This window comes from Lysinibacillus sp. FSL K6-0102, from assembly GCF_038003545.1.
Classification (GTDB): domain Bacteria; phylum Bacillota; class Bacilli; order Bacillales_A; family Planococcaceae; genus Lysinibacillus; species Lysinibacillus capsici.
This window is the reverse complement of the sequence record NZ_JBBOPH010000001.1, coordinates 2,732,626-2,753,703: the sequence shown is the minus strand read 5'-3', so window position 1 is coordinate 2,753,703 and position 21,078 is coordinate 2,732,626. Positions and strand designations below refer to the sequence as shown.

Below are 21,078 nucleotides of genomic sequence, written 5' to 3'. Positions count from 1 at the left end.
TATTTGGTTCTGCAGTTACTACTTTTGCAACTATCCTTTACAATAGTAATAAACATCAATAAGGAGTGAGTACAATGCTTGTTAACGGAACAAATTTTGTTACGATTACTATTAAGTAAGGATGAAGTATTATCAATTACAGATGATTTACATATAGCTGAATAAAAAGCCTGATTGAAACGGTATTCTGTTACATGGGATTCAGATTGCTTCGATTAACTAAACTATCACGGTTAGCATTTGTGAACGTAACACCTGCACATTTACCTAAATTGTAATTGGAAGTAGGGTACTAAATATTTGTTAATATAGACTAACTATCTTGAAATATGATTCTGTTTTATAAACTTAAGAAGACTTTCTGTTTTCTTTTTTCCATAAGCAATTTTTAGGATATTTCTTAATTCATAAGTATCCCAATGTATCAGGCTATCTCTCATCACAATAAAATTTAGTAGGAATATATCTGATAGAGTGTTTGTGAATAATTTGAAATACTCATCACTATTAATAATCGTATCTGATGATAGTCTTGATAGGTATGTTATATCTAACACAGGTTGGGAGCTCCCTTGTGAATGCACAACACTACATAACTTTTTATACCATGTCAGGTTACGTTCTATTGTTTGGTAGTAGAGTGAGTATTTTTCCTTACATAAGGTAGGTTCTATATCCTGTATAAAGCAATTTTTGGTTGATAAAAATCTAAAATCAAGTTTTTTGAATTTACGATTTGAATCTTGTTCAAGTATAAATTTTCTCTCTAACAACAAAGAATATCTAAAATTTGCCTCTTGAGCAGATCTTAATAACAACAGTGCACCACGACACTGACCCGAAACTATAGCATATGAAGCTTCTAAGAGTAAAGAAAAAACTGTACTATAGTTATTTTTATAATACTTTTTTGTTTCCACTCTGTTTTTAAATAGATTGATTACAAAAATATAGCCAAACACATCTTGTATTCTTTCTTTATGTTGCAAATAAAAATTGATATTCACATTTGGCAGATCTTCAATTTTCTGAAGTTCTTGATGAAATATTTGATTTATGCTTGTCATTTATCATCCTCATTTTTATTTACCGTATTATACCAACCAACGATATTGTTGGCTGGATTCTTTCTATTTGAGTTTTTTTCTGGTGGTTCCTCTGTAGTTCCGGTAGACTCTAAATAATTGATTATATTTCTGCTAGTCATAATTAGTTGATTATAATCAGTCTCTTTCTCTATATCTTTTAATAACCTAGATGCAAGATATGGTCTAGAGCTAAATAAGTATTCTTTATATTCTCTGACATAAATCTTTTTAATAAAATCATCAATATCAATATTTTTAGTAAAAACTTTTTTATCTATAATCAGTTGAAAAACTACTCCTAAATATAGGGATTTTGTTTGATCAATAGATAGTTTATTTTTGTTAATCATTTTAAATATCTCAATAAAATCGGATTTATTATTCAGTGATTTTTTCATAATTGTACCTCATTTTATCCTCTATTTTTCCTTCAATTTCGGATTTAATTTTTGATAATGCATATTTTAAGGCATCATGTTTTGTTCCACCTTCATCATATAAAGAAAACTTTAAAGGTACAGATGCTTGATAGGGGATTTCGGTTACAAAAAATTCTTGAGAAATTTCTTTTACTAATTTGTCCTTTAATTTCCAAGAAATCGTCATGTCATGGGTTAAAGTAAAAAGTACTCCAAGTGATTGAATTTTTTGTTTTTTTAACTTTTCTCGATACATTTTATATAAAATATGTATATCTGATTTTTTATAGAAAGTAGATGTTATTAATTTATCTAATAAACCTATTCCTATACTAGAAAACAAATCGATTTTACTAGGAATTATATAATAATCAGATGCAAAAAGACTTGCTTGAGTTAATATTGTCCAGTTGGGTGGACAATCAATAATTATATAATTATATTTGTCTCTTAAGCTATGTTCAGAGAAATGATCTTCTAAGATATTATGTTTCCCAGAAGTATCTCCTGGTAGCGTTTGAAATAGATCCAAATCCCCTGGCATCAAATGTAGTTTAGACTTGATTCGATAAATTAAATCTGATGTTTCTGTTTCAGAAACAAAAGTATTACTTTGGAAAAGTGTGTTAACTGTTAAATTTTTCGATTTAAGGTGACTATATATCAACTGAGAATTTAATTGACTCTGAAATAACTTTTTTTCTTCAAATTTTTCTAATGATTCATTCTCTAGGGACTCTTTGAATTCTTTTTCAAATTGAGCTGTAACTTCTTCTAAAAGTGTATTATCTATAAAATATTTATGATGACTGAATTGATGATCTAAGAGAGCTTGTGTTGCATTAAACTGAGGATCCATATCTACAACTAGGACTAGATTCCCCTCTTTAGATAATTCGTCGGCTATATTAATTGCAGCTGATGTTTTACCAACACCACCTTTTAAATTTATAAAAGAGATCACTTTTGCAGGTTCTTTTTCATTGTCAACTTGTATCATAAATATTCCTCCTAATTTTACTATATAAATAGGTCATCTAACAATTATAGAATTATTTAAAATTAATAAGAAAAAACTGTTATATAAACACAGTTCCTTCTAATCTTTGGTTTTTAACATAATGAAATTTTTTTATAGGGCACTCTTGAGGCGATGTTAGTTGAAATACAAAAAATGCTGAAGAAGCCCTTAGTTTAAATTAAAAAATTTTAAATCTTTTATATTTGTAGTTAATTATCCTTGCGTAAATATACCTATAAAAATAATAAAAAAATATAAACATAAATGATTAATACTTCCAATAATGGTGCTTTTAAAGGACATATTTGTGATATGTCCTTCTCGCGCATATTATTATGTTACTTTTAAAAAATTTAAAATAAAAACCGTTTATTTGGCTTTCTCCAAATAACGATTACAACTCCCCATTATCCTTCAAAATCTCCCACATCTTCCGCAGTTTCTCTAAATCTTCTTCCTTCGACTTAGGCAATTCCTTGTACCATTTTTCAAGGGTAGGGTTGTTGGCGAAAGCCTCGAACTCGGCTTTGTCTTTTTCTTCTGTTGTAGGGGTTGAATTGTCTATACGGCCAAGAAGATAATCGGTGCTAACGTCTAATACATTAGCTAGATTCAATAGTTCGTTATCTTTAATTGGCCTTTCGTTAGACTCAATTCTATTCATTACACTAACATTAAGATTAACTCGATTAGCTAGCTCCTTTTGAGTCCAACCTCGCTTTTCCCGCAATGAAATTATTTTTTTTCCAATATCCATATTTTCACCGCTTTCAGTGAGTCATATTACTAAATATACCATGTTTCCATTTTAGAAATAAAATAATTTCTAAAATAGAAATAAAATGCTTGAATTTCTAAAATAGCAATGTTATATTATGTTTAAGGAGTTGCTAAAATAGCAATTTTATAGTGAGGTGATAATTGTGAAAGTGTTTAGTTTAGACTTTATCAAGCAACGCCGACAAGAACTAAATATGACACTTCAAGAAGCAGCAAATGCAATGAAAATGAAGAATGCATCTACTTACCTAAAGTATGAAAATGGCGTTTATGCATTTAAGGCAGAGCAACTTCCATTATTAGCATCAATACTTAGATGTAGTGAAGAAAATTTTTTTGAACAAAAAATTTCTAAAACAGCAATTTAAAAAGTTGTATTGGTCTTGATAAGTGACGGAGCGGTAGCATCGCCAAACAATGCATGCCGATAAATTTGTATATAAGTTAACAAAGGAGGTTTTATCATGAACCAATTAGTCGTTATTCAAAACCGCCAAGCTGTTACAACATCTTTACAAATTGCGGAATCGTTTAACAAAGAGCATCGCAATGTTTTAAGGGATATTGAAGGGTTGCTCAAAAATGAGCAGACCCAGAATTTATTCTTTGAAAGCTCTTATCAGCATCCGCAAAATAAGCAGACTTACAAAATGTATTACATGAATCGAGATGGTTTTACGCTCTTAGCAATGGGCTTCACTGGCCCTAAGTCACTTGAGTTTAAATTGAAGTACATCCATGCGTTTAATGCGTTGGAGGAACAGCTTCATCCAACGCCGTTATCAGAAAGAGAGCAGTTGAAAGCTTCGATGAGACTATCACTTGAGACATCAGAAGAGATTGAAACATTAAAGGTCGAGGTGAGCGAAGTGAAAGAAACGGTTCAATCACTCTATAAAACGATGCGTATAGATGGCAATCAAGAGTCTCAAATCAGCAAACGTGGCCGAGAAGTAGTAATTGCCGCGTTAGGTGGCAAAGAATCGAATGCCTACAAAAAAATAAGCCGTCAAGTATTTTCAGCTTTTTGGCGAGATTTCAAAAATCATTTTGAAGTCCCGAGGTATGGAGAAATTCCTAAAACACGTTTTGCTGAAAGTATCAAATTTATCTCCATGTGGCAGCCATCTACTACGCTGAGAATGGAAATTAACGCGTACAACCAACAAGCGTTAAAACTTGTTGAAGGTGGTGCCAAGTGACTGTGATTAAAAATGATACAGATATTACTCAATTGGTACTCGAGAACGCTGGTCTTACTAAAAAAGAACTATTAGAAAGGTACGACCAAATAGTACAAGCCACCATTAGGAAACGAACACTGTATTGGGATATCGATGATCTAGTTCGAGAAACTAGATTTAGTAAAGCGTCATTAGAAAAATATATTCTTTGCGATCCTCGAATTAGGGAGCACCAAAGACAACTAGGTTCAAGATACAAACGAGTTTGGTTAGCAGAACCTACAGCTAAAGTACTTGATGAAATTTTGAATAAAGATTACTAAAAACAACTACCCGGACAGGTATGTAGAAGAGATTGGGGCAAACAATCTCATATCTCAACTATAAAGATAACTTAATAGAGAAACCATGCGTGGTAAGCATAATATGCACTTTCTGCATAAGGAGGTGATTTCATTGCATGTAGATGTTGGAGAGTTAATCAGAAAGTGCCGCAAGAAAGCAAAATTATCGCAGGAAGCCTTCGCGGAGCTTATGCATACTACGCAATCTACGATTAGTCGAATTGAGCAAAATCTCATTGCTTGTGAAGCTAAATTTTTAGCTCGAGCAGCAGCTATTACAAATTCTCAAGACACAGTAGTAGCGGCATTATTTAGCGCAGATGCAGCAGTGCAGTTTTTACAGACAGTACCAATGTTTATAGGAGGAGGGATTTTCAATTGGATCATGTAAAGAAATTGGAGCTAGAGATAGCGGCAAAGAAAGCATGCATTGAGGATTTACAAGGAGCCATGGCATTTCATAGACAGCACGGTACATACAACTTAGCAGCTGAATGTGCTTGGCGGATTAAAAAGGCAGAACATGCTATCAGACGTTTAGAAGTCCAGCTACAAGATAACAAAAATTTTGGTGGGTTAATTCAAAATTTTAGTAGGCGAGGTATTTCCCTAAAGGTGGTGAAGAAATTTGCTAATGAAAATATTAAAAGTTAATAAATGGAGTAATTTGTCATTGCAAGAACGCTTAGTGTCAGTAGGGAAGTGGTGGTCAGCATGGTGAAATGGCTAGTGAATTATTTGTATATGCCAGATGACGGCCGGGATCAAGAACATAAGGAGTACTGTGTGAAATGCGGAATTGTCATGGTTGCTATTGGCGTACCAATCATTATTGCTTGCTGGCAATAAAAAAGCTGCTTAATCGTTGGCGCGATTAAACAGCAGTACTATATCAGTCTCGATAATTATATCACAAAACTTGATGATTGCGAGTACGATACTCGCTCTCGTCAAGCAGTCTATAACCCGTTCCTCCCCTTGACGGATTGCTTTGCAGTTATAGGCTGCTTGATGGGATTCCATCAGGAAGTAGGTGATTAAAATGCGTATTGTTTACTTCAAGCGTTTATCAGATCAGAAAGAATTTCGATTTTTACAAGTTAAGAACACAGGGCTTGAAGGTGTCGCTAAAGATGGAGAAGTTGTGACGTTGAAATTTGCAGAACGTTCCACTATTTATTCACAGGCCTATACAAAGTAAAAACCACTGTTTGCGGCAGTGGTCTAAAAAATTATTCGAAATAATAGTTACTTTGTATTTTACGCCCAAGACTTCAAAAAATCAACTATCTAGGAGGAAGAATATGCTTTTTTCCGAGAGTAATGTAAATATTTCGGCAGCATTAGCTAAAGCATGGGCAACTATTCAAACACCAAAACATAATGCAAAAGTAAATGTCCGTACCAAAAATGGCGGTTCATATACGTTTGAATACACAGATCTCAATGGCATTTTAGATGCTGTCAGACCTATATTTGTTCAAAATCATTTATCTATCATTCAGAACAGCTATACAACCGTTGAAGGCAATTTAACAATGGCTTGTGTAGAAACCATATTCCTGCACGAATCAGGAGAATATGTGAAATCTTATCCACTCAAATTTCCAGCAGCCAATAGCATGCAAGATTTCGGTGGTCAGATTACTTACATGAAGCGCTATAGCTTGTCGGCTATGTTAGGGCTTGCTACAGAGAAGGATGATGATGCAAATGGAGCGAGCGGAAACGATTATCAATATATGAATCAAGCTCCTCCGAAACAGCCAAGTAACAGTGGTCAGCTACAGCAACAAAGAAATCAACCAAATCAAACAGGTTTAAGGACTCAGGAACAATTCAATGAAATAGCAAAATTGTTGAGTGAAGTTGCCACAGCATATGGTTCCGATCCTAACACAGTTTATAACGGTGCTATGCAGAGATGCAAAATCCCTGATAAGAATTCGGATTTATTAACAATGAAAGAAGCAGATAGCTTAATTCAATATTTACGTGCTATCAAGATGCAAGTGCCTCAATGAATTCTGTACCGCACAGAGTGTTGTTGCCACAATGGATTTTTGAACAGGCGGCAGGTGATGAAAAGGAAGTATATCGCCTTGTACGCCGGTACATATGGCAGGGCTACCCTGATTACAAGTTGATCGAAATCAAAGGCAGTTTTGCCATTTGTAAGCGAACAGATGGATTTTTATAAGGAGGGCAAACCAAATGTTTACAACAGGAAATACAACAGTAGATGCGATTGGACAGATGCATTTAGAAGGGAATGTCATCCCACATACTTGGTATGAAAGCATCCGATTAAGCACAGGTAAGCCTGATTTAATTGCTATCACATTGCTCAGTGAAATTGTTTATTGGTATCGCCCTACACATGTGAAAGAAGAGGCATCAGGGCGTTTACTGGGCATAAAAAAGAAGTTTAAAGCGGATGCGCTACAACGTTCTTATGATAGCTTTGTTGAACAATTTGGCTTTAGCAAAAAACAAGTCAGAGAAGCCATGGATCGTTTGGAGCAACTTGGTTTAATTACTCGTGATTTTCGGACAATCACATCCAATGGAACAAATTTATCCAATGTATTATTTATCGATTTGAACATAGGACTTTTAGAGGGTATTACCTTTTTAGGTAATAGGGTGTTACCCAAAAAGGTAACAGGGTATTGCCCAAATGGGAAAGAGGGTGTTACCGATATGGGCAATAGGGTATTACCCAAATGGGAAACACCTATTGCCCCTGAGGGTAATACGTATACAGAGATTACTACAGAGATTACAAATACAGAGATTACTAAAAAGAATACTAGTCGCAAACGAGTTTACGACGAATCTTCTGTTGAATATCAATTAGCAAATAGGCTTTATGAAAAAATTCTTGCTAACGATGCCAATTTTAAAAAGCCAAATTTGAATAGCTGGGCTGATCATATTCGTCTGATGATGGAACGAGATCAACGGACAGCTCAACAAATTGAATACTTAATTGACTGGTCACAAAACAACAGCTTCTGGCAATCAAATATTCTTTCAACCAAAAAACTACGTGAAAAAGCAACCACATTAATCCTTCAAATCAAAGGGGAAAGGGAGAAAGCTAACGGAAGTATTCTTCCACAATATCAACGGGGGCGGAGAGAGATTGTTCCACAATGGTTTAAAGAGCGACAACTTGAAAAACCACAAAATGGAGAAATCATCGAATCATCAATACTTATTACGGATGTAGAGGCGGACCCGTCGGAAGAACAGAAAGCTTACTTTGAAGCAGAACGACAAAAAATCTTAGCAACGCTAGGGAAGGTGGAAGAAAAATTTGAGCAGACATGAAGAACATATGAAAATGCGTGACCATTTCGCCAAGGTTGCTCAGGCAAAAGGTACTTTTACTAATGGCACTGACCAAGCACTGGTACGGGCAGTGACACATGATGAAGTAGCGAAGCGTATTAACCAGCTTGTCAGTGAGTATCAGTTCCCGCTTCCAGTCCTACAAGACGTACAGAAGCGGTTAAGTGACAGCAACTGCCCCCATTATGCAATGCAACAACTTAGATATTTAGAAAACAATGTGCATGCTGGCATAGCTACAAAAAGGGAGGATTCAAACAAATGATTAATCGTGTTGTATTAGTTGGCCGTCTTACAAAAGATCCTGAGTTACGTTACACACCGAACGGTATTGCATCTTGCCGCTTTACAGTAGCCATTAACCGTACATTTGCCAATCAAAATGGTGAGCGTGATGCAGATTTTATTAACTGCCAAGCATGGCGTAAAGCAGCTGAAAATCTAGCAAACTATCAACGTAAAGGGGCTTTGATTGGTTTGGAGGGGCGTATCCAAACAGGAAGTTATGAGGGGCAAAATGGTCACAGAGTGTATACCACTGACGTAGTTGCCGATAGTATTCAATTTTTAGAGCCATCACGGAACGGTGGAGGAGGGCCACAAAACACTCCAAATTATCAAAATCAACCAAACCAATATCCGCAACAGCAGCAACAACAGCCTCAATATGGAGGACAAGCATACGGAAATAATCAACCATCCTATGGTGGTGGACAACCTCAACAACAGTTTGGAGGCCCCTATAACACGAATCAACAACAATCTCCTATGAATCAGCCAAGCTATACGCGAGTTGATGAAGATCCATTTGCGAATAGTAGAGGTCCAATTGAAGTATCAGAAGATGATTTGCCATTTTAAAAAATAGGGGGATTTTCTCATGTTTAAAATATTCAAAGCTATATTACGAACTGCTGGAAAAACGCCAGATGATATTAAACAAATGTATGATGGATCCGTCGGTCCAGAACCTAGTGAGGAAGAAATACAGGGATATATTGATGTCTATAACAAACTAGATGGTTTAGAGGTTGTTGTATATGATCGCGGTCGACTTGGTGTTGCCAATTATGGGTTATATGTATGGCAAAAAGAGGATGACGAAAGAGTTAGGGAATTATTTTACCAAGCAGAACAAGATTCTTACTTTGGCACTTATGTTAATGAGCGTGATGAATTTATTAAAGATTGGGAAGCGGAAGAATATGAATTTGGTCCTTCTCCTACATTTAGAGCTGATGATGTAGAAATCATTGAAGAAATTTCTCTAAAGAGTACATCATGAGTCGTTGTAAAAGATGTAACAGACCTTTAAAAAGTGGTGAATCCATAGTACGACAATATGGGTTCACTTGCTGGCAACGGCATTTGGATGACCTCGAGGAGGAATTTTTGAAAAATCAGCTCACCATATATGACGTGTTAGAAGCGGAAAATCAAGAAGAAATGAGGACACAGGATGTTTCGTAATCAATCAACTAAACAGCGTGCGAAATCAGTAACACATGCTAACCGTGGCAAGTTTTTAGAACGTGTCATTGATATGGCCAACACAAAATATCGTAATGCAGGCTTAGCAGATATTCGTAAAATTCCAACGCCTGTACAAATTACAAAGGATAAAGGCTCCCAAATAGAAGGACGGAAGGAAAAACCTGAATGGGTGGACTATGCAGGTGTCTGTAATGGACGAGCAGTGGTGTTTGATGCAAAGGAAACGAAGGGGAAAAGTTTTCCGCTTCAAAACTTACATGAACATCAATACGAATTGCTTCGCTCCTGGTACGAAAAAGGCGCCATCACCTTTCTACTTGTGTATTTCAACGAGTTGGATAAATACTATCGCTTACCATTTCCACCGCTCCAAGCAGCTTGGCAGACAGCTAAAAGTGGTGGGCGCAAATCGATTCCGCTTGAAACATTTGTGGAACATGCAAGTGAAGTTGTATCAATGGACGGCTATACATTGCACTACTTGCTGCCATTTATCGAAAGTAGGTGGTGAGGATGTTACAGGGAAAATGTATTGATACGGGCGGCTCTACTAATCTTACAAAAGGTGAAGTGTACTATCTTTTCCCACATGGCGGTCATGCATATTGTGCTAGCCGCTTCCCTAGACATGGGTCTCACTTTGGGGCCTACCAAGAGAATCACTTTGAGCTAGTGGATGTTGCTATTGATGCACCAGCACGAGTACTTAATAAATATTTGGCTCGTGTAGTGAAACCACCCTCACATTTTTATCAAATTGACGAAGAATACATCATTACGGAGCCACGAGCAGATGGTTACTACAGTGTGTTTTTTAAGCATCGTCCAGATGATCCACCAATTGGGGCATATAAACGTAATGATTGTTTTGAGCGTATTGTGTCTCTTGAAGAATCAGCAAAAGACACAGCTACCATATTTGAGGTGGGTGACATTGTAGAAATTATAGACGCATCGATTATAAAACGTAAACATTATGAAAATGGTGTGCAGGCAACGGTGATAGAGAATTTTTATGGTTGCATATCAATTCAAAGAAATGAACCTGTAGATAAAATGGTCATAAGTAGCGTGCTTTTAGTAGGAGAGGATCTACAGGCTATTAAAAAAGTTAAATTAAGAACCTTACTAGAAGCGGTTATGGTGAACGATAAGCCGAAAAAGGTAAAAAAATCGATAGAGATGGTGCACGATAAGCCTGAAATTGTGCACGTGCCTACCAAAAAACAAGAATATGAGCAGTTGAGCTTATTTTAGGAGGGACAGAAATGAATAAGCAATTAAGTTTTCGTGATGAATTACGAAAGCAAGAATTAGATATTTAGTAAATATTGTAAAGAAGGGAGAAGGGTGTATTTATGGTTTGATAGGATGTCCGAAAACATTAAGAATGGGTTAAACAGTTGGAAAGAGTTGCAGATTATCCTAAGAGTTAATGAACAAAATGCTATTTTTTTTCATATTTCTTACTATCCCATGCCCAATTTAAAAAAGCATAAACAAGTACTGCCCATAAAGAAAAGAAGAGATTATTAAGAAAATCCCAATTACCTTTTTTGAAATAATCTGAAACAGATAAAAGTAAAAAAAGTATAACGAAGTAAACAATATTCAAGTATTTTCTGATAAATGTCATTAGAATCACCTTATATGTATTTTATGTAAAATATAACATAAATAAAGCCTGTGATTTGTGGCTTAATTTAGTTGTTAGTCAAGAATTCTTTACTGAGCATTTTGAGGAAAGAAACTAAAAACGGGTCACTGAGTGTGAGTGACCCTAAGTAACAATTCAGGAGGTTCCTGTTAAACTAGTTTAGCTTAACACTACTATTTATATGCTTAGGTAACTTGGGTTTATAGTTTATTGCCTTTGGAAAAATAAAAATTATGTCTTAATGTAGGCTAAATTTAAAGTCTTTAATTGGAGAAAAGAAGCCTATCCATAGAAGAATAGACTTCTTTAAAATTAAAGCTACTATACCGGTAATAGAATAGCTTCAATATCTTTACAATTTACAACTAGAGTTCTAGAGCCATCTAGAAAATATGCGCAACAATCTTCATTGTTTAAGGAAAGAAATCTTACATTATTAAATTCTCTACCACTCTTTAAAAAGATGTTAACTCGAGAATTAACTTTTAAATCTCTTAATTGGTCACAAGCACAGCCTTTACAACGATTGCTCTCATTTGAAACGATACTTACTCTTGAATGGCAAGAGGAGCATTTTTTTCTAGCTGCTGGATTTCTATTAACACTCATCGTATACCCTCCTTTCATAGTAGAATTAAGGTATCGTAACCTTACATTCTTAATCTATGAAAAGGATTGTAAATTGGCTGGTAATTTGTCTATTCTACAATAAATAATTTTATAAATAAAGTACAGAACAAATATAAACATTTGTGTATAGTTAATAGTTTAGTGTTATTTTATAACTATTTTGTAATAAAAAGTTAATATGAAACACTGAATAAACGAAATATCTTTATACAATAAACTAATATTTACTTAAATTTAATGAAAAAGTTTGGTAAGAATTATACTTACCAAATTTCTAGGATTAGTATGTTTGAGGTGTTTTTGAAAATAAGAAAAAAGCCGTAGCGTCGACTCACGCTACAGCTAGAAATGGTTTATGCCCTTTGATGGCCTCACAGATAAGTCATTATAACACAACTTAGGAGGCCAAACCTATGTTAACAGCTCAAACAGTAAAAGAAGTATGGTCAGAGGCAGACATTGATTATCTAGTGAAAAACTATCGTTTCTGGAAGAAAGAAATTAATCGGTTAGAAAGAGTGTTATATGGTAGTTCAAGCTCAATGGTTTCTTGGGGGGTCGCTCAGTATGGAATAGATGCAGCAATGCCAAAAGGGAGTTTGATTCGTAGCGTAGAAGAGCTTAAAAGAATGGATATACGTGAACGTGGTCAGATAGCGCGATTAGAAAAGCTACGTACTTATGTATATGCGTTAGAGGTAGCTTACAATCTAATTGACGATGAACAACTTAAAACCATTTATGATTGCTTACTTGATGGAATGACGTACAGACAAATCGCTGAACATCTATCAGCATCTAAAGATTATGTGCGGTTAAAGAAACAAATCATTTTTAGCCAGATTAGCCAAAATAGCCAAATAAGTACTATTTTGACCTACGAAAAATTTGCAATGTAAAATGGGAGGCAGGACGGTGCAGTAAGGTTTTCCTCCCTTGGTATTTATAAAAACCGAAATATTAGAGGAAAACAGACCAACGGCCAGCCTATATTTTTTAAGTGATTAGATGTCTTAATTAATAATAAATAAGTGGTTTTTATGTGAACTTTTGTCCACTTTCCATTTAATTCAATTAACTAACAATAAAGTTCGCGGTAATGCACTATTTAGAACCATAATCTGTGTATATGCCATAGGCTTTTACCTATGAGAAACGTCTTGTGAGGAATAGGATGTAGAAGTGGCTTGAGTAACCACTAGAATTATTCAAACACATTTTTTTATCCCTTTGTTAAAAGACCACAATTTATTAGTGGTCTTTTGTATTATTATAAAAAACTAACGAAATGAATTGAACATAGTATAATTGTCTATTTCTTTTATCCCTAATTGAATAGTGTAGTAAAAACAAGGAGGGATTTTAAAAATGGGATGTAGAAATTGTAATAAAGCTTGGAATCACCACCATGCAAACAATATGTGTGGTTGTGAGAAAAATCAGTGTTTCTTTAGATTCAAAGCACCATGTATACCAGAAATGAATGGAGTAACTCCACCACCACCAGTTAATAACGCAAGAGTGTGTGAAATTTATTTAGCAACAGATGAATCTATAGGAAATGGTCAATATTTAGGATTAGGGACTGCTTCCGCGCTATTCCCACGAAATACGGTTGTTATACCAGAAAACGCAATTATAACTGGATTAGTTTTAAATGTACGTGATAATACACTAACAGCTGCAGATACAGTAACGGCTGAAGTAGTTATTAGTAGAAGCTGTGGTTTTACTGACCCGATTTCAACAGGTGTTATTGCTACAGTAACAGGGCCAAACACTGCTGAAAACCCCAATTGTTGTGGTTCAACAACAGCTAACTATGCTATAAATAAATGTGACCTATTATCTGTAAGGATTGTAACAGGGGATGGGGCACTTCCGTTTGGTGCAGCAGTAACAGTAATGTATGTACTACCGTAAATTAATTTTAAAAAAACTACATTTTATCAAAAACCACGAAAAAAATCGTGGTTTTTTTATTTTAGAAAGCAATTACATATGGGTGATTTATAAACAATCAAATGTGGAGGTGGTGGTGATTATGAGATATGGGTAGAGCAAGAGATCCAAGACGTGATCAAGCATATGATATATACAAAGCCTGTAACGGTGATATAAGGCTTAAAGACATAGCCGAACAACTTGGTATATCTGAGGGCACCGTGCGAGGTTGGAAGAATAAAGATTCATGGGATGATCGTCTTGAAGCGGAATCAAATGGAACGTTCCAATCAAAACAACCGAAAAATACGGAACGTTCCGTAAAAAAGAAAACGAAAAAAACGCAACGGAGCAAAGAAATTCCAGAAGCGGAATCGCAAGCAACTGTACAGTTTGAAATCGTCCCCAGTGACGGTCTCAACAGTCAACAGTTGCTTTTTTGTTTGTACTACATAAAGTATTGGAATGCCACGAAAGCATACCAAAAAGTGTATGGATGTGACTACGCTTCAGCGATGAGCAATGGCTCTCGATTGATAAGAAATGATAAGGTTCGAAAGGAAATTCATCGATTGAAGGCAGAGCTAGCAAACGGTATTATGCTGGATGCACGCCAGGTCTTACAAAAGTACATCGACATTGCATTTGCTGACATCACCGATTTTGTGGACTTCGGCATGCGTGAAGTGGAGGAGCCTATGTTAGATGGTATGGGGGGCGTAATCTTAGATGAAGATGGAAACCCACGAATGCAGACATACAAGGTAAATACAGTGCACTTCCACGATGCCACAGAGGTAGATGGCACGATTATAACCGAGGTCAAAAAAGGCAAGGATGGTATCAGTGTGAAGCTTGCTGACAAAATGGCAGCACTTGCAATGTTATCAAAGTACACCGATTTATTAAGTGATGAACAGCTAAAACGGTTACGTGAAGAAAAATTAAAAGTAGACATTGCAAAAGTACGTTCTGAAACAAAAGGTGCTGGAGGTGGCAACACCACAGGCGTTGATTTAAGTAATTTAACGACGGAGGAGCTGAGAGCGATTGCTAATTCTAAGCGATGAGGAAATAAGCGCGTTGGAAAACGAAGCGGACAAAGAACTTGCACGCCGCTTCTACCGTGATTATGTTGAATATGTACATCACGGCCATTATGAGCACTTTCGTCATACTGAATTAATTTGTGATGTGCTCCAACGTGTGGCCGATGGTGAACAGTTATCTATATTAATAGAGATGCCTCCACGACATGGTAAAAGTATGACGGTAACAGAATCGTTTCCGTCTTTTTATTTGGGCAAAAATCCTGATAAGCGGGTAATAGCTGCTGCATATTCAGATGGGTTAGCAACCAAGTTTGGTCGTCTAAATCGTAATAAGTTTAATGAGTTTTCACATGAACTATTTAACGTACAATTATCTGAATCCAATGCAGCTACAAAAGATTGGGGAATTCAAGACAGAAGGGGCGGAATGATTTCAACTGGTATAGGTGGTTCTATTACTGGTCAAGGTGCGGACTTGATGATTATTGATGACCCAATCAAAAATATGAAAGAAGCTATGTCACAAACGATACGAGATAACATTTGGGATGAGTGGGAGGCAACATTGTCAACTCGTCTACATGATGGAGCATCCGTAATCGTTATTATGACACGATGGCATGAGGATGACTTAATTGGTCGTTTGCTTGCTCGGAGCCCTCGTAAGTGGGTGCGATTGCGGTTACCTGCCATTGCAGAGGACGAAAATGATCTATTAAACCGTAAAATTGGCGAGCCGTTATGTCCAGAGCTCGGCTTTGATGAGAAATGGGCTGAGGATAAAAAGGCAGAGGTTGGATCACGAACGTGGGCGTCTCTTTACCAACAAAGACCCGCTCCTGCAGGTGGTAGTATCTTTAAGCGTGAATGGGTTAAATACTATGTGCGTGACGAGCAAATGAAGCGGGATTGGGGTTTAAGTGATGATGTTATTGTATTACCGATTCACTTTGACAAAATGGCTCAATCTTGGGACTGTACATTTAAGAAAACAGAAAGTAGTGACTTTGTTGCTGGCCAAGTATGGTCACGAAAAAAGGCACAGTATTTCTTATTAGATCAGGACCACAAACGTATGAACTTCCCAGATACAGTTAAAGCAATTCGCGCAATGACTGACAAATGGCCAAAAGCTACCAGTAAATATATCGAGGATAAAGCAAACGGTTCTGCTGTCATAGATACATTAAAAGATGAAATCAGTGGCATTATTCCAGTTGATCCGGATGGTGGTAAGGAGGCACGTGCAAACGCGGTGTCTCCTTTATTTGAAGCGGGTAATGTTTATTTCCCTCACCCGAATATGTGTCCTTGGGTGAATGATGTCATTGAGGAAATGGTGAGCTTCCCTAACGGGGCTCATGATGACATGGTGGATGCATTGACGCAAGCGCTAAATCAGCTATACACGAATAATTCAAGCTTGTTAGATAGAACGAAAAAATTGTTAGGCATGGGTAGGTGATAAAGATTGAGTGTTCTCGAAGTAGCTAAGCAGTACAAAGAGGATTTTATGCAAGGTCATGGGAAAGCAGGTGCTAAAGATAAGCTTACTCGGCAAGTGCCTGGTATTCGCAGAAAGTTAACCCATGCTGAAATATCTGCCCTATATGCAGATAATCCAATAGTACAAAATATTGTCGATATTCCAGCGGAGGACATGACAAGGCACTGGTTTACATTACGTATGAAGGATGACCAGCTTGCACGAGATATAATGGCGCGATTAGCAGACCTTAAAGCGAAAGATGCTTTTAAGAAAATGAGGATGTACGAACGTATGCGTGGTGATGGATTTATTTCCTTAGGCGTTACCCAGCGAAGTAAATTCGAGTTACAAGATCCATTAAAGTTAGATAGTCTACTTTCTATAGATTACTTGCATCCATTCTCATCAATGAAAGTAAGCGAGCTTTTAATCAATGATGATGTATTTGATAAGAACTATGGCAAGTTGGAAAATTTACGAATTAGCCGCGCATCTAGGCACGGAATACAAGCCGTAGAGACAGAAACACTTGTTCATTATTCTCGAGTGTTGCATGACCAAACAAGGCGTTTAGAGGATGAAGAACAGGGCATGTCGCTGTTAGAGACACTGTATGATGCTATTACAGTACTTGATACATCCTTATGGTCCGTTGGACAGATATTGCATGATTTCACATTTAAGGTGTATGAATCTGCTGACATTGATAACCTGTCGAAAGAGGAAAAAAAAGAACTTTCAATGATACTTGACTTTATGTTTAGAACAGAGGCACTTGCCCTTATCGCAAAGGGAGAGACGCTCACAAAGCAAACAACGCCTGTATCTGGAATGAAAGACTTACTGGACTTTGTATGGGATTATATTTCGGCTTCTGCTCGAATGCCTAAGAGTGTCATTAAAGGACAAGAAGCGGGTACGTTGACAGGGGCACAATATGATGTGATGAATTACTATGCTCGAATAACCTCAGCACAAGAAAATGAAATGAAACCGCTTCTTGAGCAACTTATTCGTATGTTGTTATGGGCAGAGAAGGAACCAGGTGGTCGAGTCGATCCAGATACAGTTGAGTGGGAAATAAAATTCAATCCGCTTTGGTCAGTAGATTCTAAAACTGATGCAGAAATTCGTAAAATCGTTGCAGAAACAGACCAAATTTATGTGTCTAATGGTGTTATCTCTTCTGATGAAATTAGAGAGACCCGCTTCGGACAGTTCGGCGTTTCTGATGATTTCAAGTTTAGCGGTGATGATGCACAATGGCAACGTATGGCCAATGAAGTATACAGTGCATGGAAGGAAAATGGACAGCATGGCTAAATGGGTGCCACCTACTCGATTTCCCGACGTTGTTGTTGCATCATATTTCCGTTCCATCGATAAATTGGTTCAAGAAGCGGGCAAGGCAACCCTTTCGTTATACGATACTGCAGTAAAAAGCGAAATGCAGAAAGATGGCCGAGGTTATGTGCAAGATGGTCCATTTGATTTTTTTAAGAAATTGACAAGTCATATCAAAAAAGCTGTTTCGATTGTGTATTCACAACAAAGGGTGGATAGAGCTGCTTCTTCTTTTATGAAAAATTTAAATCAAGTGAATAAAACGAATATGGAACAGCAAGGAAGGGTAAGAGGCATAGAACTAACAGCTACCGAATCATGGCTTGCTCCTTTCATGAAAGAGAATATCCAGAAGAATGTCGTCTACATTACAAATATTCGTGATGAATATACTCATAAAATTGAATCTATTATTTATGAAGGTATAAAGGATGGCAGTAGCTACAAAACAATCCGTGAGCAATTGGAAGAGCAAATAGGCATGTCTCAACGCCGTGCTAAGTTTATTGCTGTAGATCAATCAGGTACATTATTTGGGCAGATGACTGCTCAACGTCATAAGAATATGGGTGTTATGAAATTTAAATGGCGTACGTCTAAGGATGAGCGTGTACGTGATTATCATAAAGTACTTGAAGATAAAATATTTTCATACGAAGATCCTCCTTCTGTTGGGTTACCTGGTGAAGATTTTCATTGTCGTTGCATTGCATTACCTATTTTTGATGATTAGTTTAGAAACCTTATTATTGACTTTTTATAGATAAACCCTTTTTATGGATAGAAAGGGGTGATTTTCTATGATTATAGACTTGCAAAATAATTATAAAAAATTAATGATAGAAAAAATAAAAAAGAGTGGGTTGAAGATTCCTGTTAATTATGATGATGAAAACATCATAGTTAAATATTTTGCATTTTTACGAAAGAAAGAATTTGCAGGTCCGCATGAAATAAAAAGGTCAAAAAATTTTCATTGCCCTCCCAAAGTATTAAAAGGTTTTTCTAACTTAGAAAACATTATAAGAAATGGAGGCGATATTACACCCTATTTTAATAGAGCTGCATTTGATTTAGGAAGATTTGATGATATGTTTTCGGATTGGGGTATTATGCATTTTCATCTTGGTGATAAACTAATTGATGGTGAGCATCTTGTAGAACGAGATGATTTTGTATTATTTGCTTATCTACACAAAAACGTCGTTTATTTTATTAATATATTTAGACACGGTCATTGGGCAGATTCAGATGTGATACAAGAAATGTATAATAACTGGCCAAGTTTGATAGATAGGTATGGGTTTAAAGGTTTTTCAAGTATTCCTATAGAAAATAAACACCGTAGAGTATTACGTGAATCAGGAATAAATACACCAGTACAGATTAAAGATTCTGATGGGAATCCAATTATATCTTCTTCAGGTTTAGGTATAACCAGTGTAAGAACTTCAATTACTGATAGTATGGCATTTATAAATGCTAACAACACACTTGGAAAACTACAACTATATTTATTATCTCAAGAAGAACAAATAAAATCTGAAATACAAAAGAATGGTTATGAAATCTTTGAAGAAATTCAACTTGAATTAATAGATTTCAATCCTACTAGACTATATATCCAAGAGCTAAAATACAATTGGAGTATGGAAATTCCATTAAGTTAAAAAACATGCAAAAGCATGTCTTTTAACTTGGGAGGAGGTGAAACATTGAAACTACAACGCTATGACCGTAGTTTAATTAACGATTACGCAGAGACACCAGAAGGGTATTTAACGGTACGTGTGCCGATTACTCGTCCTGGTGTTTTTCCTTATGCGAGACAGGATGGTACAGTGCAAATGGAAGCGAAGTTGCCTGATGAAATCTTTAGTGACCGCACAATGCACTCAGCCCGCTCCAAACCTATTACAGATGAACATCCTAACGAACCGGTTACTTTGGATAATTATCAGGCTTATGCTAAGGGGATGAGTCATACGGACGCACACGTGGAGGACTTGAAGCTCTATGTGTCGATGACTATCACTGATAAAGATCTGATTCAGAAGGTTTATGATGGCAAAAGAGAAATCAGCATCGGATTTATGAGTGATGTTGTGGCAGAAGCGGGTACATATAATGGGCAACCATATGAGTATGTACAGCGAAACATTGAAATTAATCACATTGCTATTGTAGATCAAGGGCGAGCTGGTCCAGAGGTAGCCATCCGCGCAGACAGTGACGCATGGCAAATTGATTCAGATGAAGGAGGAAAAAATAAAATGGCAAAAATTAAGATTGAAGGTTCAGAGTATGAAGTGGATCCAGCAGTTAAAGCATACATCGATGCTTTAAAAGCGAAAGAAGAAACAGCTAAAGTCAAGGGTGATAGCATGGACGCGTTACAAGGGCGGTATGATGCGTTGGAAGTAAAGCTGCAAAACGTTGAAACAGAACTTGCTAAAGAAAAGGCAAAGCAAGTATCAGCAGATGAATTGGACAAGCAGGTAGAAGCACGTGTGCAACTCATTAGCACAACAAAGCCACTTCTTGGCGATTCTTTCGATTTTACAGGAAAAACGGAACGTGAAATTAAAGAAGCGGTTATTTCAACAACTAAACAGGATTTTAAAGGCGATGGGAAGTCAGATGACTATATCAACGCCTTTTTTGATGCAACTATTGAGCAAGTCGCTTCACAAGGATTTTCGTCTACCGGATCTAATTCCATTATTACGGGTGATTCAAGACAAAATACAGATGTAAATGCAATGCGTGCACAGCGTTTAAACATGCGTTCTTAATTACTAATTAAAAGGAGGGCTATTCCATGGCCATTACAGAATATGGACAGTACATGCCACTAGCTGGCAGTCCAGGACAATTAGCAAACTATCAAGAGTATGCAGCAGACAGCTATCCAGCAAAAGAAATTATTCCATTTGGTGCGGCCGTTCAATTAACCGCAGATGGGACAGGGGTTGTGCCAGTTAAAACGGATGGCAAACCGATTGGTATTGCTTTATCACGTGGTATACATGATTACACAACGAATGCAGATGACCAAAAATATTTAGTTGGTCAACCGGTGCCAGTGGTTAAACGAGGCAATATCTTTGTTGTTGCTGGAGGGGATGTCACAAATGGCATGGCTGTACAAGTTGATGTAGCAACAGGCAAGTTTGTTGCAAGTGGTGGAAGTGATTTCTCACGTGCTGTATTCCGAGGAAATGCTACTGCTGATTCATTAGTTCAAATTGAAATTAATTTACCTTAAAGGAGGA

At 36.5% G+C, this 21,078-nt stretch carries 30 protein-coding genes; 25 read left to right on the top strand and 5 right to left on the bottom strand.

Annotated elements, in window-relative coordinates; translation table 11 throughout:
• Positions 1–317 precede the first annotated feature (317 nt).
• The 4 genes from NYE73_RS14005 to NYE73_RS13990 all read right to left on the bottom strand — a co-directional run bounded on the left by NYE73_RS14005 (position 318) and on the right by NYE73_RS13990 (position 3,285).
• A complete protein-coding gene (locus tag NYE73_RS14005) occupies positions 318–1,067 on the bottom strand; it encodes a hypothetical protein (RefSeq protein WP_259950365.1) in 750 nt (249 codons plus the stop codon).
• A complete protein-coding gene (locus tag NYE73_RS14000) occupies positions 1,064–1,486 on the bottom strand; it encodes a hypothetical protein (RefSeq protein ID WP_259950363.1) in 423 nt (140 codons plus the stop codon). Before NYE73_RS14000 ends, NYE73_RS14005 begins: the two co-directional genes overlap by 4 nt.
• Positions 1,467–2,507, bottom strand: coding sequence for a ParA family protein (locus NYE73_RS13995; RefSeq protein WP_259950361.1), 1,041 nt, complete (start codon positions 2,505–2,507; stop codon positions 1,467–1,469). Before NYE73_RS13995 ends, NYE73_RS14000 begins: the two co-directional genes overlap by 20 nt.
• A 415-nt stretch (positions 2,508–2,922) precedes the next feature.
• Positions 2,923–3,285 carry a helix-turn-helix domain-containing protein gene (locus tag NYE73_RS13990; protein ID WP_259950359.1) on the bottom strand — a complete coding sequence of 121 codons (363 nt, stop codon included), beginning with the start codon at positions 3,283–3,285 and terminating at the stop codon, positions 2,923–2,925.
• A 166-nt stretch (positions 3,286–3,451) separates the two neighbouring features.
• Between NYE73_RS13990 and NYE73_RS13985 the strand changes: the two genes are divergently transcribed.
• The 16 genes from NYE73_RS13985 to NYE73_RS13915 all read left to right on the top strand — a co-directional run bounded on the left by NYE73_RS13985 (position 3,452) and on the right by NYE73_RS13915 (position 10,944).
• Positions 3,452–3,676 carry a helix-turn-helix domain-containing protein gene (locus tag NYE73_RS13985; protein ID WP_259950357.1) on the top strand — a complete coding sequence of 75 codons (225 nt, stop codon included), beginning with the start codon at positions 3,452–3,454 and terminating at the stop codon, positions 3,674–3,676.
• Positions 3,677–3,772: 96 nt separating this feature from the next.
• Positions 3,773–4,510, top strand: a complete 738-nt coding sequence (locus NYE73_RS13980) for a Rha family transcriptional regulator (protein WP_259950355.1) — start codon at positions 3,773–3,775, stop codon at positions 4,508–4,510.
• Entirely contained in the window at positions 4,507–4,815 is a 309-nt protein-coding gene (locus NYE73_RS13975) for a hypothetical protein (RefSeq protein ID WP_257522303.1), read from the top strand. The genes NYE73_RS13980 and NYE73_RS13975 overlap by 4 nt, the downstream gene beginning before the upstream one ends.
• 133 nt (positions 4,816–4,948) lie before the next feature.
• Positions 4,949–5,227: a helix-turn-helix domain-containing protein gene (locus NYE73_RS13970; RefSeq protein WP_237898078.1), complete on the top strand. Its 279-nt coding sequence runs from the start codon at positions 4,949–4,951 to the stop codon at positions 5,225–5,227.
• The gene (locus NYE73_RS13965; protein WP_259950351.1) at positions 5,215–5,490 is read left to right on the top strand and encodes a hypothetical protein; all 276 of its coding nucleotides are present in this window, start codon (positions 5,215–5,217) and stop codon (positions 5,488–5,490) included. The genes NYE73_RS13970 and NYE73_RS13965 overlap by 13 nt, the downstream gene beginning before the upstream one ends.
• A 60-nt stretch (positions 5,491–5,550) precedes the next feature.
• Positions 5,551–5,685 carry a hypothetical protein gene (locus NYE73_RS13960; RefSeq protein WP_259950349.1) on the top strand — a complete coding sequence of 45 codons (135 nt, stop codon included), beginning with the start codon at positions 5,551–5,553 and terminating at the stop codon, positions 5,683–5,685.
• Between the two features lie 193 nt (positions 5,686–5,878).
• Complete coding sequence (locus tag NYE73_RS13955; RefSeq protein ID WP_259950346.1) at positions 5,879–6,037, top strand: hypothetical protein; 159 nt, start codon at positions 5,879–5,881, stop codon at positions 6,035–6,037.
• Positions 6,038–6,140: 103 nt separating this feature from the next.
• Positions 6,141–6,860, top strand: coding sequence for an ERF family protein (locus NYE73_RS13950; RefSeq protein WP_259950344.1), 720 nt, complete (start codon positions 6,141–6,143; stop codon positions 6,858–6,860).
• The gene (locus NYE73_RS13945; RefSeq protein WP_259950342.1) at positions 6,857–7,036 is read left to right on the top strand and encodes a hypothetical protein; all 180 of its coding nucleotides are present in this window, start codon (positions 6,857–6,859) and stop codon (positions 7,034–7,036) included. Before NYE73_RS13950 ends, NYE73_RS13945 begins: the two co-directional genes overlap by 4 nt.
• A 14-nt stretch (positions 7,037–7,050) precedes the next feature.
• The gene (locus NYE73_RS13940) at positions 7,051–8,172 is read left to right on the top strand and encodes a GntR family transcriptional regulator (RefSeq protein ID WP_259950341.1); all 1,122 of its coding nucleotides are present in this window, start codon (positions 7,051–7,053) and stop codon (positions 8,170–8,172) included.
• A complete protein-coding gene (locus NYE73_RS13935; protein WP_259950339.1) occupies positions 8,159–8,458 on the top strand; it encodes a DUF6877 family protein in 300 nt (99 codons plus the stop codon). The genes NYE73_RS13940 and NYE73_RS13935 overlap by 14 nt, the downstream gene beginning before the upstream one ends.
• The gene (ssb, locus tag NYE73_RS13930) at positions 8,455–9,054 is read left to right on the top strand and encodes a single-stranded DNA-binding protein (protein ID WP_259950337.1); all 600 of its coding nucleotides are present in this window, start codon (positions 8,455–8,457) and stop codon (positions 9,052–9,054) included. Before NYE73_RS13935 ends, ssb begins: the two co-directional genes overlap by 4 nt.
• Positions 9,055–9,073: 19 nt before the next feature.
• Positions 9,074–9,478 carry a hypothetical protein gene (locus NYE73_RS13925; protein WP_259950335.1) on the top strand — a complete coding sequence of 135 codons (405 nt, stop codon included), beginning with the start codon at positions 9,074–9,076 and terminating at the stop codon, positions 9,476–9,478.
• Positions 9,475–9,663 (top strand): DUF6011 domain-containing protein, encoded by a 189-nt coding sequence (locus NYE73_RS24720; protein ID WP_375543414.1) that lies wholly within the window; start codon positions 9,475–9,477, stop codon positions 9,661–9,663. The genes NYE73_RS13925 and NYE73_RS24720 overlap by 4 nt, the downstream gene beginning before the upstream one ends.
• Positions 9,653–10,198, top strand: a complete 546-nt coding sequence (locus NYE73_RS13920; RefSeq protein WP_259950334.1) for a Holliday junction resolvase RecU — start codon at positions 9,653–9,655, stop codon at positions 10,196–10,198. The genes NYE73_RS24720 and NYE73_RS13920 overlap by 11 nt, the downstream gene beginning before the upstream one ends.
• A 2-nt stretch (positions 10,199–10,200) precedes the next feature.
• Positions 10,201–10,944, top strand: a complete 744-nt coding sequence (locus NYE73_RS13915; RefSeq protein WP_259950333.1) for a hypothetical protein — start codon at positions 10,201–10,203, stop codon at positions 10,942–10,944.
• 721 nt (positions 10,945–11,665) lie between these two features.
• On the opposite strand, the gene NYE73_RS13910 is transcribed toward NYE73_RS13915, so the two are convergent.
• On the bottom strand, positions 11,666–11,953 hold the full coding sequence (locus tag NYE73_RS13910; RefSeq protein WP_259950328.1) for a hydrolase: 288 nt from the start codon (positions 11,951–11,953) through the stop codon (positions 11,666–11,668).
• Between the two features lie 434 nt (positions 11,954–12,387).
• Between NYE73_RS13910 and NYE73_RS13905 the strand changes: the two genes are divergently transcribed.
• The 9 genes from NYE73_RS13905 to NYE73_RS13865 all read left to right on the top strand — a co-directional run bounded on the left by NYE73_RS13905 (position 12,388) and on the right by NYE73_RS13865 (position 21,071).
• Positions 12,388–12,873 (top strand): sigma-70 family RNA polymerase sigma factor, encoded by a 486-nt coding sequence (locus NYE73_RS13905; protein ID WP_259950326.1) that lies wholly within the window; start codon positions 12,388–12,390, stop codon positions 12,871–12,873.
• Between the two features lie 469 nt (positions 12,874–13,342).
• Positions 13,343–13,897, top strand: coding sequence for a hypothetical protein (locus tag NYE73_RS13900; RefSeq protein ID WP_259950324.1), 555 nt, complete (start codon positions 13,343–13,345; stop codon positions 13,895–13,897).
• A 128-nt stretch (positions 13,898–14,025) separates the two neighbouring features.
• Entirely contained in the window at positions 14,026–14,988 is a 963-nt protein-coding gene (locus NYE73_RS13895; RefSeq protein ID WP_259950322.1) for a terminase small subunit, read from the top strand.
• A complete protein-coding gene (gene terL / locus NYE73_RS13890) occupies positions 14,975–16,435 on the top strand; it encodes a phage terminase large subunit (protein WP_259950441.1) in 1,461 nt (486 codons plus the stop codon). Before NYE73_RS13895 ends, terL begins: the two co-directional genes overlap by 14 nt.
• A gap of 6 nt (positions 16,436–16,441) precedes the next feature.
• Positions 16,442–17,782: a DUF1073 domain-containing protein gene (locus tag NYE73_RS13885; RefSeq protein WP_259950321.1), complete on the top strand. Its 1,341-nt coding sequence runs from the start codon at positions 16,442–16,444 to the stop codon at positions 17,780–17,782.
• Positions 17,775–18,536, top strand: a complete 762-nt coding sequence (locus NYE73_RS13880) for a minor capsid protein (protein ID WP_259950320.1) — start codon at positions 17,775–17,777, stop codon at positions 18,534–18,536. Before NYE73_RS13885 ends, NYE73_RS13880 begins: the two co-directional genes overlap by 8 nt.
• A gap of 67 nt (positions 18,537–18,603) precedes the next feature.
• Positions 18,604–19,473, top strand: a complete 870-nt coding sequence (locus NYE73_RS13875) for a hypothetical protein (protein WP_259950319.1) — start codon at positions 18,604–18,606, stop codon at positions 19,471–19,473.
• Positions 19,474–19,518: 45 nt separating this feature from the next.
• On the top strand, positions 19,519–20,598 hold the full coding sequence (locus NYE73_RS13870) for a DUF2213 domain-containing protein (RefSeq protein ID WP_259950318.1): 1,080 nt from the start codon (positions 19,519–19,521) through the stop codon (positions 20,596–20,598).
• A gap of 26 nt (positions 20,599–20,624) precedes the next feature.
• Positions 20,625–21,071, top strand: a complete 447-nt coding sequence (locus NYE73_RS13865; RefSeq protein WP_259419524.1) for a structural cement protein Gp24 — start codon at positions 20,625–20,627, stop codon at positions 21,069–21,071.
• The last annotated feature ends 7 nt before the right edge of the window (positions 21,072–21,078 follow it).

What these genes read in the sequence shown, in the direction of transcription:
- ssb (WP_259950337.1), top strand. Translation starts at nt 8,455, where the DNA reads ATGATTAATCGTGTTGTATTAGTTGGCCGTCTTACAAAAGATCCTGAG.
- NYE73_RS14005 (WP_259950365.1), bottom strand. Translation starts at nt 1,067, where the DNA reads ATGACAAGCATAAATCAAATATTTCATCAAGAACTTCAGAAAATTGAA.
- NYE73_RS13920 (WP_259950334.1), top strand. Translation starts at nt 9,653, where the DNA reads ATGTTTCGTAATCAATCAACTAAACAGCGTGCGAAATCAGTAACACAT.
- NYE73_RS13980 (WP_259950355.1), top strand. Translation starts at nt 3,773, where the DNA reads ATGAACCAATTAGTCGTTATTCAAAACCGCCAAGCTGTTACAACATCT.
- NYE73_RS13900 (WP_259950324.1), top strand. Translation starts at nt 13,343, where the DNA reads ATGGGATGTAGAAATTGTAATAAAGCTTGGAATCACCACCATGCAAAC.
- NYE73_RS13955 (WP_259950346.1), top strand. Translation starts at nt 5,879, where the DNA reads ATGCGTATTGTTTACTTCAAGCGTTTATCAGATCAGAAAGAATTTCGA.
- NYE73_RS13960 (WP_259950349.1), top strand. Translation starts at nt 5,551, where the DNA reads ATGGTGAAATGGCTAGTGAATTATTTGTATATGCCAGATGACGGCCGG.
- NYE73_RS13995 (WP_259950361.1), bottom strand. Translation starts at nt 2,507, where the DNA reads ATGATACAAGTTGACAATGAAAAAGAACCTGCAAAAGTGATCTCTTTT.
- NYE73_RS14000 (WP_259950363.1), bottom strand. Translation starts at nt 1,486, where the DNA reads ATGAAAAAATCACTGAATAATAAATCCGATTTTATTGAGATATTTAAA.
- NYE73_RS13875 (WP_259950319.1), top strand. Translation starts at nt 18,604, where the DNA reads ATGATTATAGACTTGCAAAATAATTATAAAAAATTAATGATAGAAAAA.
- NYE73_RS13945 (WP_259950342.1), top strand. Translation starts at nt 6,857, where the DNA reads ATGAATTCTGTACCGCACAGAGTGTTGTTGCCACAATGGATTTTTGAA.
- NYE73_RS13865 (WP_259419524.1), top strand. Translation starts at nt 20,625, where the DNA reads ATGGCCATTACAGAATATGGACAGTACATGCCACTAGCTGGCAGTCCA.
- NYE73_RS13905 (WP_259950326.1), top strand. Translation starts at nt 12,388, where the DNA reads ATGTTAACAGCTCAAACAGTAAAAGAAGTATGGTCAGAGGCAGACATT.
- NYE73_RS13915 (WP_259950333.1), top strand. Translation starts at nt 10,201, where the DNA reads ATGTTACAGGGAAAATGTATTGATACGGGCGGCTCTACTAATCTTACA.
- NYE73_RS13940 (WP_259950341.1), top strand. Translation starts at nt 7,051, where the DNA reads ATGTTTACAACAGGAAATACAACAGTAGATGCGATTGGACAGATGCAT.
- NYE73_RS13895 (WP_259950322.1), top strand. Translation starts at nt 14,026, where the DNA reads ATGGGTAGAGCAAGAGATCCAAGACGTGATCAAGCATATGATATATAC.
- NYE73_RS13880 (WP_259950320.1), top strand. Translation starts at nt 17,775, where the DNA reads ATGGCTAAATGGGTGCCACCTACTCGATTTCCCGACGTTGTTGTTGCA.
- NYE73_RS24720 (WP_375543414.1), top strand. Translation starts at nt 9,475, where the DNA reads ATGAGTCGTTGTAAAAGATGTAACAGACCTTTAAAAAGTGGTGAATCC.
- NYE73_RS13910 (WP_259950328.1), bottom strand. Translation starts at nt 11,953, where the DNA reads ATGAGTGTTAATAGAAATCCAGCAGCTAGAAAAAAATGCTCCTCTTGC.
- NYE73_RS13925 (WP_259950335.1), top strand. Translation starts at nt 9,074, where the DNA reads ATGTTTAAAATATTCAAAGCTATATTACGAACTGCTGGAAAAACGCCA.
- NYE73_RS13950 (WP_259950344.1), top strand. Translation starts at nt 6,141, where the DNA reads ATGCTTTTTTCCGAGAGTAATGTAAATATTTCGGCAGCATTAGCTAAA.
- NYE73_RS13990 (WP_259950359.1), bottom strand. Translation starts at nt 3,285, where the DNA reads ATGGATATTGGAAAAAAAATAATTTCATTGCGGGAAAAGCGAGGTTGG.